This is a genomic window from Gemmata obscuriglobus, assembly GCF_008065095.1.
GTDB classification, from domain to species: Bacteria; Planctomycetota; Planctomycetia; order Gemmatales; family Gemmataceae; genus Gemmata; species Gemmata obscuriglobus.
Genome location: NZ_CP042911.1, coordinates 7,469,969 through 7,482,393 on the forward strand (window position 1 = coordinate 7,469,969; position 12,425 = coordinate 7,482,393).

Annotated in this window: 8 protein-coding genes; 5 read left to right on the forward strand and 3 right to left on the reverse strand. The window is 67.3% G+C overall.

Going from position 1 to position 12,425, the window contains the following annotated elements; all coding sequences use genetic code 11:
* Window positions 1-23: 23 nt before the first annotated feature.
* Both GobsT_RS30765 and GobsT_RS30770 read right to left on the reverse strand, forming a co-directional pair.
* Window positions 24-635 (reverse strand): metallophosphoesterase family protein, encoded by a 612-nt coding sequence (locus GobsT_RS30765; RefSeq protein WP_010044484.1) that lies wholly within the window; start codon window positions 633-635, stop codon window positions 24-26.
* A 199-nt stretch (window positions 636-834) separates the two neighbouring features.
* Window positions 835-2,157 (reverse strand): hypothetical protein, encoded by a 1,323-nt coding sequence (locus GobsT_RS30770; RefSeq protein WP_010044482.1) that lies wholly within the window; start codon window positions 2,155-2,157, stop codon window positions 835-837.
* Between the two features lie 359 nt (window positions 2,158-2,516).
* Here GobsT_RS30770 and GobsT_RS30775 point away from each other — a divergent pair, with 359 nt between their 5' ends.
* From GobsT_RS30775 to GobsT_RS30785, 3 genes are all read left to right on the forward strand, one after another.
* Window positions 2,517-4,316: a TlpA-like protein gene (locus GobsT_RS30775; RefSeq protein WP_010044477.1), complete on the forward strand. Its 1,800-nt coding sequence runs from the start codon at window positions 2,517-2,519 to the stop codon at window positions 4,314-4,316.
* 70 nt (window positions 4,317-4,386) lie between these two features.
* Window positions 4,387-4,971 carry a hypothetical protein gene (locus GobsT_RS30780; protein ID WP_010044472.1) on the forward strand — a complete coding sequence of 195 codons (585 nt, stop codon included), beginning with the start codon at window positions 4,387-4,389 and terminating at the stop codon, window positions 4,969-4,971.
* Between the two features lie 170 nt (window positions 4,972-5,141).
* A complete protein-coding gene (locus GobsT_RS30785; RefSeq protein ID WP_010044471.1) occupies window positions 5,142-7,286 on the forward strand; it encodes a protein-disulfide reductase DsbD family protein in 2,145 nt (714 codons plus the stop codon).
* A gap of 471 nt (window positions 7,287-7,757) precedes the next feature.
* On the opposite strand, the gene GobsT_RS30790 is transcribed toward GobsT_RS30785, so the two are convergent.
* The gene (locus GobsT_RS30790; protein WP_010044470.1) at window positions 7,758-9,167 is read right to left on the reverse strand and encodes a Gfo/Idh/MocA family protein; all 1,410 of its coding nucleotides are present in this window, start codon (window positions 9,165-9,167) and stop codon (window positions 7,758-7,760) included.
* A gap of 110 nt (window positions 9,168-9,277) precedes the next feature.
* Here GobsT_RS30790 and GobsT_RS30795 point away from each other — a divergent pair, with 110 nt between their 5' ends.
* Both GobsT_RS30795 and GobsT_RS30800 read left to right on the forward strand, forming a co-directional pair.
* On the forward strand, window positions 9,278-10,216 hold the full coding sequence (locus GobsT_RS30795; protein ID WP_010044469.1) for a DUF4261 domain-containing protein: 939 nt from the start codon (window positions 9,278-9,280) through the stop codon (window positions 10,214-10,216).
* Window positions 10,217-10,474: 258 nt separating this feature from the next.
* Complete coding sequence (locus GobsT_RS30800) at window positions 10,475-12,415, forward strand: S9 family peptidase (RefSeq protein ID WP_010044468.1); 1,941 nt, start codon at window positions 10,475-10,477, stop codon at window positions 12,413-12,415.
* The last annotated feature ends 10 nt before the right edge of the window (window positions 12,416-12,425 follow it).

The window sequence follows — 12,425 nt, forward strand, 5'->3', positions numbered from 1 at the left end:
ACTACGGTAGCTGTCCACACGCACTAGCCAGGAGTGGGCGGCGGAAGAGGGGCGTCCGGCACGGGGCTCGGCGGCACCACGATCGACCCGGCACTTTCTTCGCCCGGGGCGGGCACGGCGGGCGCGCTGGCGACGCTCCCCGCCGTCTTACCGAGTACAATGATCGGCTTGATCTCACCGGTCGCCACGTCCAGCACGATGCACGTTTTCGGGTTGGCGCGGAACAGCGCGCCGGGGTTCGCGACGAGCGTGCGGCCGGTGCGGTGCTGCTCGCGGACGTGAGTGTGGCCGTAGAACACGTAATCGAAGAAGTCCGCGTTCTCCAACTGGCGCAACTGGTGCCGCTCGTGGCTGTGGACCCACGCGATGCGCTTGTCCCCGAGGGTCAGCGCGCCGAACGAGTCGTAGTGCGTACCGCCCACGTCCTTGATGGCGGTCGCGAGCCGATTTTTGTCTTTGTCCCAGTTGCCGAACACGAAGTGCGTGGGGACCGGTCGGAACACGCGAACCGTATCGGGCGACTCGATGTCGCCGCAATGCAAAATGAGCTCAACCTCCTGCTCCATCAGGAGGCGAACGGCTTCCGCGACCGCCTCCTGGCGGTCGTGGGTGTCGCTGACAACCCCGATCCGCATGGTTCCCCCGTTACGCCCCCGGTTCAACGCTTGCGCACTCTTTGTCTACCTTAACAAACTGTGCAGGTCGTGGGCAGTGGGCAGTGGGCAGTGGACAGGAAAACACGACGCGCCGATAATAACTCGCCGCATTTTCGGTTCCAGCGTAACGCCCGGTCCGCGGCCTTTCGGACGCGCACCGGCCGGGTATGTCGGAGAATCACTTCTTCGTGGGGAACGCGATCGCGTTGAGGAGTTCGCGGTCCCGGTTACCGACGGCCTTCACCTTGTCGGGCTTCATCGCGAACGTCACCGCGACCTGGTCGCCCTGGGGGCCGGCGAGCAGGTTGAAGCTCTGTACCACCGGCAGGTCCTCCATCTTACCCTCCGTGACGATCCGGTACAGCCAGCGGCCGTCCGGCGCGGAGGTCTCGGTGTCTTCCAGCAGGCGCGTCGGGGTCCAGCCCGGTGAGGCGTTCGCGGCCTTCTTGAACTCCTCCGCGGGGGTGTGCTTGCCCGCGGCCTCCTTCTTCCACGCGACCAGCGTCGCCTGGGCGACGAACTCGCCCTTGTCGAGCAGGCGCAGAACCAGGTGCTGGTCGGTCTGGCCGGTCACGTGCCAGTCGCGATGGTAGAGCAACTCGTAGCGGTTTTTTGGATCGGTGTGGCGGAGCAGTGCCAGTGCCGGGGGCACGTCCGTCTTCGGAACGGCCGCCAGCGCGACATCGCCCAGTTCCTTCGGCGGCGCCGCCAGCGCCTCGCGCTTCAGCACCACCGTGACGTCCACCTGCGACGCCGGCGCCACCGGCCCCTGGTCGCGGTCGTCCTTCTGCTTCCAGGTCAAACCGGTGACACGCTTCGCGGTCGTGTCGAAGGTGCCGGCGGCGCTGACCGTCAACGTCACCTTCGCGCCGTTCTCGATGCCTTCCGCCGTCCCTTCAATGGTGAACGTCGCGGCGCCGTTGGCGGCGGCGGTCAGTTTGCCCACCAGGGCGTTCTTCAGCAGCCCGTCGAACTGGCAGGCGGTCTGCGCCGCGGCCGGGGCGACGGCCCAGGTGTCGCCCACGTTCACGGCCTTGTTCGGCAGCAACCCCGCAAGACACTGCGGGTTAAAGTGCTCGGTCACGAGGTCGAGTTCGTCGCGGGTGAGCGGCCCGGCGGGGCTGAAGCAGAAGGTCCCGTCCGAGCCGCGCGCCGCGATAATGAGCCGCCGGTCGGCCGGCAGCGCCCGGTCGGACCGCTCGGACGCGACCACCGCCGACGCCCCCGCCCCTTCGTAGTAGCGCACGGACCGCACGGGGAGCCCGTCCGCGGCGCTCAGCGTGCGCTCGGCGAACGTGTGCCGGGCCTTGGCCGCCAGCCGCACCTCCTCCTTCGCACCCTCCTGTGTGACGATCAGCTTTCCCGCGAGGTCGAACTCCACGCTGTACCGGAAGCACTCGCCCGCCGCAGGGGCTTCGCCGAGCGCCACTTGCGCCCGAGCGAGCGACGGGCACAGGCCCGCGGAGACCAGGATCGCGATTGCGGTTGCGGCGCGCCTCATTTTCGGTGCTCCTGTGAGACTTGAGAGTGGACATCTAGCCTGGCGCCATACCCGCGGGGCGCGCGGGGGGTCAAGTGGAAGCCCTGCGCCGCCCGCCGCCCGCAACGGCCAAGGGCCGTTCCGTGTGTGTAACTGGGCGGGCTACGAAGACCCCTCCCCCAAGGGGAGAGGGGCTTAAAACACTGGTGCTTTGAGCCCCTCTCCCCTTGGGGGAGGGGTTGGGGAGGGGCCTTGCTCCGACAACCCAGACCCAAACGCGGAACGGCCCTGGCGCAACGCGCCGCGGGGCTTCGCACTTGGCGGCCCAAACGGGGCAGGGTACGATAGGTTCCACGATCCGCGACCCAGGAGCGAGAACGATGAGCGACACCGCGCCCGCGGCCGGCCCTGCCATGCCGTCCGCTCCGTCTCGACGTTGGAGCCGCTTACCGTGGCTGTGTGCCGTCGCCTTCTCCCTCCCAGCCGCCCTCGGGTGCGGGACCAGCGACCTCGCAGCGGACGCGGCCACCGGGCACGCGAGCCTAGGTGGGCAGAACGCACCGGCCGGTAAGGGCCAACACGATCTGCCGAACCTCGGCGCGCTCGCGAGCGTCCGGCAGGACGGGAAAGGTGCGAAGAAGGACGAGAAAAAGGAACCCGCACCGGAGCTGGACGGCGGGGTGGCCTGGCTCAACAGCGCCGGCCCGCTCACGCTCAAAAAAGACCTCAAGGGCAAGATCGTCATCCTCGACTTCTGGACGCTGTGCTGCATCAACTGCATCCACATCATGCCGGACCTGGCGAAGCTCGAAAAGAAGTACCCCAACGAACTCGTCGTGATCGGCGTTCACTCGCCGAAGTTCGAGAACGAGAAGGACACCGCCAGCATCCGCAAGGCGATCCTCCGCTACCAGATCGAGCACCCGGTGGTGAACGACGCCGACCACAAGCTCTGGAACAAGTTCCAGGTGGACGCGTGGCCCACGTTCGTGGTGATCGACCCCGAGGGCAATCTGGTCGGGTACACCTCGGGCGAGGGGAACTACGAGTTGCTCGACGTGGTCGTCGGGAAACTCGTTGACGAACACAAGAAAAAGAAGACGCTCGACGAGAAGCCGATCCGCTTCGATCTGGCCAAGTTTCGCGAGACCGGGGACACGCCGCTGTTCTTCCCGGGCAAGGTCGTCGCGGACGAACCGGGCCGGCGGCTGTTCATCGCGGACAGCACCCACCACCGGGTCGTGGTCACCGACCTCGCGGGGAACAAGCTGCACGTCATCGGCACCGGGGCGCCGGGCAAAACCGACGGCCCGTTCGATAAGGCGCAGTTCGACGACCCGCAGGGGATGGCGGTGCGCGGCGACACGCTGTTCGTGGCCGACCGCAAGAACCACCTCGTCCGCGAGATCGATCTGAAGGCGAAGACCGTTGCGACGATCGCCGGAAACGGCACCCAGGACCACGAGGCCGAGAGCCGGCGGCTGACGCAGCCCGTCCCCGCGAAGGAGATCGGGCTGAACAGCCCGTGGGACCTGTGGCTGGGCGGCGACAAGCTGTACATCGCGATGGCCGGGCACCACCAGATCTGGGCGCTCGACCTGAAGGAGAAGAACCTGATCCCGTACGCCGGGAACGGCCGCGAAACGATCGGCGACGGCCCCCTGCGGCGGGCGATGTTCGCGCAGCCCAGCGGGCTGACCAGCGACGGGAAGTTCCTGTACGTCGCGGACAGTGAGATCAGCGCGATCCGCAAGGTGCCGCTGGACCCCGAAGGTAAAGTGGAAACGCTCGTCGGCCGCGGGCTGTTCGTGTTCGGCGACGTGGACGGCGCGGGGCAGGCCGCCGACGGCCCCCTCGCAGCCAAAACGGAGGCCCGGTTGCAGCACGCCCTCGGGGTGGCTCACGCCGACGGCAAGCTGTTCATCGCCGACACGTACAACAGCAAGATCAAGACCTACGACCTGAAGTCGGGCGAGGTGAAGACGTTCCTGGGCGGGCGGCCGCTCGGGTGGTTCGGCCCGGACCTGTTCAACGAACCCGCGGGCATCAGCTACGCCGGCGGCAAGCTCTACGTCGCCGACACGAACGCCCACCGCATCCGCGTCGTGGACGTCGCGACCAAGACGGTCACCACGCTGCACCTGAAGGGCGTCGAACCGCCCGCCGCACCGAAGAAGTAAACCGGCCGATGGGACCGGCTGGCGCGCCCACGGAACACACGAACCGCACTCTGAACGTTGAGGACCTCTGATGATTCGCACTTGCGCGGTTCCGTTCGCACTCGCGGCCGTGGCCCTGCTCGGGGCCGCCCCGGGCACCGCGAGCGCCCAGAAGTGGTACGAGAAGGCCGTGAAAAAGGTGGAAGGGAAGTTCACGCCGGCCGAGGCCAAGCCGGGGCAGACGGTCACGTTCACGCTCACCGTCGAACTCAACGACGGCTACCACACGTACCCGCTCACCCAGCCCGACCCGAAGGCCGACGGGATGGTAAACGTCCTCAAATTCCCCAAAGCCGACAAACTCGTGTTCGTCGGCAAAACCGAGGACCCGAAGGGCTCCCTCTCGAAGGAAGAGCCCGACCTGGGCATCAAGGAACTGCTCTACTGCCCCGGCACCGTGACCTACACCCGGAAGGTGGTCGTTTCGCCGAAGGCCACGCCGGGGGCGGTCGCGGTGAAACTGGACACGTTCAGCCTGAGCGTGTGCGACAGCAACAACTGCTTCCCGCCGAAGAAGGTGCCGGTGGAAGCGACCTTCAAGGTGCTCGACGGCCCGGCCGTCGCCGTGGAGCAGACCTACGCCGCGGAGGTGGCCAAGGCGCTCGAGGGCAAGTGACCCGCGGGCGGCTCTGAATAGCGGCGCCCCGGGCCGCGTCTGTAAGAATGTTCGCGGGCGGCGTGTATGCCCCCTCAACGGGGCAGACCGACATGTCGCCCCCTGATCGATAGAAAAGCCCACGGTCGACCGTGGGCTTTGTTCTTGGTTCCCCTCTGCGGTGCTTCGTTATGGTGCGCTCCGCCCTCCCTCTCGCCGCCTTCGTGCTGTTCGTCCTTTCCGCACCGGCCGGCGCACAACCCGACATCGGTGCCAAGGGGAATTTGCCGAAGGAGTTCGCCGCCCGCGCGAGTGTGAGCGTCGAGGTCGTACCCGCGAAGGCCAAGCGGGGTGAAACGGTGCTGGTCAAGCTGACGGTCGCCCCCCGGCCGGAGGCGCATGCGTGGACGTACCCCGCCTTCCCGAAGGACGGGGAGGAGCAGTTGTCGCGCAACACGCTCGCGTTCCCCCCGCCCGGCGACCTCATCTTCATCGGCAAGCTCGCCGACCCGGCGGTGGCCTGGAAGGAGAAGCCGCGCGACACGGGCGTGGGACTGGACCAGTACACCGAGTCGCCGGTCACGTGGGAGCTGAAAGCGGTCGTCTCGCCGAAAGCGGCGGTCGGGCCGAAGGCGGTTCTGCTTGAGGGCATCCGGCTCCAGGTGTGCGACGCACGAAAGTGCATCCCGACCGACGGTCGGAAACTGCCGCCCGCCGAGTTCACGGTTGAAGAGGGCGAATCCACCACCATCAACGCCGCGGACTACGCCGAGGCGACAAAGGCCCCCCTTCCGGCGCCGAAGCCACCCCCGTCCGGCGCGGACGGGACGAAGCCGACCACCACCGCTGCGCACGACAAGGTTGCGGTACGCAAGAACGCCAAGCCGACCGACGCCTACGCCGCGGAGATGAAGGCGTTCGAGACCACGGTGGTCGGCGCCGAGCCGCCGCCGCCGCCCACGCTGTGGGCGTTCGTCGCGACGGCCGCGCTGTGGGGGCTGATCTCGCTGGTCACCCCGTGCGTGTTCCCGATGATCCCCATCACGGTGAGCATCTTCCTGAAGCAGGCGCACGGGTCGCTGGGCGAGCGGCTCAAGCTGGCGTCGGTGTACTGCCTCACCATCATCACGGTCCTCGGACTGTCGGCGTTCACGCTGCTCAAGTTCATGGCGTGGCTGAGCACCCACCCGGTCACGAACGTCCTCCTCGGTGCGCTGTTCTTCGTGCTGGCGCTGAGCCTGTTCGGGATGTACGACATCGGCCTCCCGAACGCGCTCCAGAAACGGCTCCAGGCCAAACAGTCGAAGGGCGGCGTAATCGGTACCATTTTCGGGGCGCTCGCGTTCACCGTCATCAGTTTTACCTGCGTGGCCCCGTTCCTGGGCGGGTTCGCGGGGATCGCGGGGTCCGACAGCAGCTTCACCGTCAAGGAGATCGCGGGCGGGCTGGCGTTCGCGACCGCGTTCGCCGCGCCGTTCTTCGTGCTGGCGCTGGTGCCCGGGTTGTTAAAGGCGCTGCCGCGGTCGGGCGGGTGGTTGGACAGCGTGAAGGTGGTGATGGGGTTCCTTGAACTGGCCGCGGCGCTGAAGTTCCTGCGCACCGCCGAACTGCGGCTGCTGCCGAGCACGGAGTACTTCACGTTCGACCTCGTGCTCGGCGGGTGGGTGGCGATCAGCTTCGCGTGCGGGCTGTACCTCTTGAATGCCTACCGCCTGCCGCACGACGAAGAGCAGCCGAACATCAGCGTCCCGCGGCTCATCTTCGCGCTGCTGTTCCTCGGGCTGTCGGCGTACCTCGCCCCGGCGCTCCTCAAGTTCGACGGCAAGCCGCAGCGGCCGTCGGGCGCGGTGTACGCGTGGGTGGAGGCGTTCCTGCTGCCCGAAGACAAGCCGGCCGAGGCGGGTGCGGAAGAGGCGTGGGGCACGGACCTGCAGGAGGCCCTCGACGCCTCGAAGAAGAGCGGGCAGCCAGTGTTCGTGGACTTCACCGGGAAGACGTGTTCGAACTGCCGACTCAACGAGCAGAACGTGTTTCCGCAAGCCGCGGTGCGCGACGAGTTCCGCAAGTTCGAGAAGGTGAAGCTGTTCACCGACGAGGTCCCGGAGCCGTTCTACGCGGCGGACCCGGGCGGACGTGCCCGCACCGCCGAGGGTCGCGCAAACGGCGACTTTCAGCTCGCAGTGTTCAAGACGAACCAGCTCCCGCTGTACGCCGTGCTCGCCCCGCAACAGGACGGCAAGGTGAAGGTGTTCGGGGTGTACGACGAAGGGAAGATCAACGACGCCGGGAAGTTTGCCGCGTTCCTGAAGGAGTCACGCGAGAAGGCGAAGCGGTGACCACTCAGTCAGGAGCCCACCGATTGCTCTCTGTGGAGCGCGGGCATCTTGCCCGCCTTAGCTTCGTGCGTCGTATCGCATCGCGGCTCCGCCGGTAGCTGGCAAGAAAGCGATGAACTGACGCGCACTCCACGTCGCGCCGCGAATCCTGTGGTTAACGAAGGCGGGCTTCCGGCCCAATGGCGTTGAGGCCTGCGGGTCAAAAGTCCGATCGTCGAAAGTCGTAAAGTCACAAGCCCAGTGATAATGATGGCTTGTGACTTTACGACTTGCTGACCTGATGACTTTAGCCCCTTGGCCTAAGTGCAATACCGTTCGTCGAAGGGGGCGGCGAGGCCCGTTTTCGTGACGTAACTCGTTACACGATCGCCATCGCCCCCCCCTGGAGCGAGGCTTCGACGAACGGTATTGGGCCTAAGTGCCATTGGGCCAGAGGCCCGCGCGAGTGCCGATCCGGCAATCGTCGGCACGTTAGCTGATCTTCCAGCCGCCGCGGCGCTCGCGAGCGATGTGCTTGTTCGCCTCCGACTGCTTGAACGTGTTCGTCTTCGCGTCCCAGTCCAGTTTCAGACCGGTCCGCAAAGCGATCGTGCCCAGGTGGCACACGATCACCGACCCGGCCCCCACCTCCACGCCGCAGATCGGCGTCTCGCGCGTCTTCACGCAGTCGAGGAAGTTGCCCATCTGGTCCCGCGGGACCGACGAGTACAGCTTCGGCTTGTCCCCGTCCTTGAACGGCGCGAACACCGCTTTATCGCTGGCCAGCAACAGCCCGCGACCCACGAACAGCGTGCCCTTGTCGCCCTTCACCAGCACGCCGTTCTCGAACCCCATCAGGTCGCCCTTGCGCGGGTTGCCGTTCGTGTCCACCAGCCCCTTCACGGTCGAGCCGGCGCCGTGGCTCACCTCCACCTTCACGCCGTTCGCGTAGGTGTGCAGCACCTTAAACGTCTTATGGCAGTTGTACCCGTCGCCCTTATCGTAGGCCTTGGCGGCCTCGAGCACCTCCGTGCGGACCGGGCCGCTGCCGTCCATGTCCAGCATCCACTGCGCGATGTCGATGTGGTGCGCGCCCCAGTCGGTCATCTTCCCGCCGCTGTAGTCGTACCACCAGCGGAACTCGTAGTGGCAGTTCGTCTTGCCGCCGTCCTGCCGGTACGGCACTTTCGGGGTCGGCCCGAGCCACATGTCCCAGTCCAGTTCCTTCGGCGCCTCCACCTCCTTGATCGGCCCGCTCTGGGGGTTCTCGCCGATCCGGCACTCGATGCTTTCCACCTTGCCGATGCGGCCGGCGCGGACCAGTTCGGTCGCGAGCCGGAACCGGCCGCCGAACTCGGACCGCTGCTGGCTGCCGGTCTGGAGGACCCTCTTGGTCTCGGCGGTCGCGGCCTTCATCGCGAGCGCCTCTTCGATCGTCAGCGTGAGCGGCTTCTCGCAGTACACGTCCTTCCCGGCCTTCATCGCCGCGACCGCGATGATCGCGTGCCAGTGGTCGGGGGTCGCGACGATCACCGCGTCCACGTCCTTGCTGGTCACCAGTTCCCGGAAGTCCTTCGTGCCCTTAACGCCGAAGCCGTCCTTCTTGTACTGGGCCACCGCGTGGTCGACGTGGCGGCCGTCCACGTCGCACACCATCGTGAAGTTCACCTTGTCCTTGTACTTCTTGGCCTCGCCGTACAGCGCGTTCGAGCGGCGCGGGTTCGGGCCGACCCCGATCACCCCGATGTTAATTTTGCCGTTGGCGCCGGTCTTGGGCTCGTCGGCGCGGGCCTGGGTGCCGAACCAGTCCTTGGCGTGCCACGCCGGCAGCCCGGCGAGCGTCAGGGCCGTGACCGAGCGGTTCATGAACCCCCGGCGGGAGAGGTTTCCGCGGTTCAACATGGCGGCGTTCCTTAGAGGAATGCGTGTGGGAGGGAAGCGATTAGTGGGGACCGCGTATGATACTACTGCCGGGAACACCGCACGCAATCAGAAAGTGAGCGAGCCGCGCGATGGCCGACGACCTGCTGGACCGCTTTTTCGGAAAGGGCGTGCCGAAGCTCGGCGGCCCGCCGGTCGCGAACCCGCGGCTCCGGGACCCGCTCGGGCTCCAGTGCCTGTTCGACATCCCCCTGGACCTCAAGGCCGACGCGGTCCGGGCCGCCGTCCGCGACTACCACCCGGACCTCGACCAGGCGACCGTCGAGCTGTTCCACGTCCCGCCGGACGACAAGAAGCGCGACAAGCCGCACGACCTGGAACCGGCGATCATGGGCCTCGTCGCCTGGGGGCCGCACGTCATCAAGCTGGTGGCGTTCGCCGGCCCGATGCCCCCGGAGGCGGTGCGGGCGTGCGTGCAGCCCGCGCACTTCGCCCCGGAGTTCAAGGAGGTCGCGTACCGGCACCAGACGCATGTGATGCTCTACTACAACGGGTACGACCAGGACCCGCTGGAGCAGTACGTCGCGCTCGCCGCGGTGGCGGGCGTGCTCGCCACGTTCGGGGCGGTGTTCACGCTGAACGAGACCGCGCGGACGGCGATCCCGGCGCCCGTGCTCACGGCGCACGAGGAGGACAACGGCGACATGCTCGGCGCCCTCCGCGGGCTGCCGCTCGTGCTGCTGTACTGCGGGTTCGTGAAGCTGGAAATCGAGGGGCAGCCCGGGGTGTGGATGCGCACCTACGGCGCACACCGGTTCGGGCTGCCGGACCTGGCGCTCCACGCGGCCGATCACACGTCCGCGCAGTTCACGTTCGAGCTGTTCGGCAACGCGCTCCGCTACCTCCGCACGTCCGGCCAGCGGTTCGCCCCGGGGCACACGATGCAGGTCGGCGACGACCTGTTCCTGCGCCTCCGCGCCCGTACCCCGGACGAGTGGTACCTGGACAGCGAGGGCGAAATGCTGGTCGCCGAGCGGGCCGCGGGGCTCGATGTCTCGGCCCACGCGTAACTTCAGCGCGGGCCGCAACGCTCCTGCCGACAAATGGCATGTGGAACGTGGGGTTTGCTTTCAGTGTGGTCCGCTCGCTCCGCGAGCGGTGCTTCGCGCATCACGTTAACCACACCCAATGCCCACTGCACGACGTAGCCACCGCTCGCGGAGCAAGCGGACCAGACTGAAAACCAGAACCGAAACGGGTAAAAGCACCGGCCCGGTGCGTCGAATAGCACCGGACTCGTGTTCGCTTTCCATTCTCAAGGTGCCCACATGCTCCGTTTCGCTCTCGCCGCGGCCCTGGCCGCCCTACCGGCGGTCGCGTCGGCCGAGGCCCCGCCGCTGATCCCGCGCGACGTGCTGTTCGGCAACCCGGACCGGACCGCGCCGCAAATCAGCCCGGACGGCAAGCACCTCGCGTACCTCGCGCCCGACGCCAAGAACGTCCTCCAGGTCTGGGTCCGGAGCCACCCGCCACAGCCCGGCAAGCCCGACGACCGGGCCGTCACCGGCGACGAGAAGCGCGGCATCCGCCAGTACTATTGGGCGCACGACGGCAAGCACCTCCTGTACCTTCAGGACAAGGGCGGGGACGAGAACTTCCACCTCTACGCCAGCGAACTGGCGACCGGCAAAACCCGCGACCTCACGCCGTTCGACGGCGTCCGCGTGGAGGGCGTGGACCTCGACGAGCACCACCCGGACACGGTGCTCGTCGGCCTGAACAAGCGGAACAAAGCCGCGTTCGACATGCACCGGATCACCATTTCGACCGGCGCGGAGAAGCTCGACACCGAGAACCCCGGGCTGATAATCGGGTGGACCACGGACAAGGACTTCGTCGTCCGCGCGGCCACGGCGGTGAACACGAAAACCGGCGGGTACGACCTGATGGTCCGCGAGAAGCCCGGGGCCGACTGGAAGGTCGTCAAGCAGTGGACCAACGAGGAGCAGGGGCAGCCCGCCGCGTTCGGCGCGGACGCGAACACCCTGTACGTGATCGGCAACGACCAGACCGACACCATGCGCCTCACGAAGCTGGACCTTGCCACGGGCAAGGAAGAGGTGGTGGCCGAGGACCCGACCGCGGACGTGAGCGGCGCGATGGTCGACGACAAGCGGCGCGTCCCGCTGGCCGTGTCGTTCACCCGCGCCCGCACCGAGTGGAAGATCCTCGACGACGGCATCAAGGCCGACTTCGCGGCCCTCGCCAAGGTGCGCCGCGGCGACTTCAGCGTCACCAGCCAGACCCGCGACCAGAACCTTTGGGTGGTGGCCTATGCCACCGACGACGGCCCCACCGCGTTCTACCTCTACGACCGCGCGGCCAAGAAGGCCGAGTTCCTGTTCGTCAACAACTCGAAGCTGGAGAAGCTGAAGCTCGCGCAGATGGAGCCGATCAGCTACCGGGCCAAGGACGGGCTCACCGTTCACGGGTACCTGACCAAGCCGGTCGGGGTGGACGCGAAGAACCTGCCCACCGTGCTCCTGGTCCACGGCGGCCCGTGGGCGCGCGACAACTGGGGCTTCAGCTCGCTGACGCAGTTCCTCGCGAACCGCGGGTACGCGGTGCTCCAGGTGAACTTCCGCGGCAGCACCGGGTACGGCAAGAAGTTCCTGAACGCCGGCAACCGGGAGTGGGCCGGGAAGATGCACCAGGACCTGATCGACGCCAAGGAGTGGGCCGTCAAGCAGGGCGTCGCGGACCCGGCCCGGGTCGCGATCATGGGCGGCAGCTACGGCGGGTACGCGACGCTGGTCGGGCTCACGTTCACCCCGGACGCGTTCACGTGCGGCGTGGACATCGTCGGGCCGAGCAGCATCGTCACGCTGCTGAAGACCGTCCCGCCGTACTGGGCGCCGGCCAAGGCGCTGTTCGCCAAGCGGGTCGGCGACCTCGAAAAGGAGGAGGCGTTCCTCAAGGAGCGGTCGCCGCTGTTCAAGGTAAACGACATCACCAAGCCGCTCCTGATCGGCCAGGGCAAGAACGACCCGCGGGTGAAGGTCGCGGAGAGCGACCAGATCGTCGAGGCCATGCGGAAGAACGGCAAACCGGTGGAGTACGTGCTGTACCCCGACGAGGGCCACGGGTTCGCCCGGCCGGAGAACCGGCTGCACTTCTTCGCGGTCACCGAGCAGTTCCTCGCCAAGCACCTCGGCGGCCGCGCCGAGCCGGTCGGCGAGATCAAGGGGCACTCGGGCGAGATCAAGTAGCCGCCGGCCC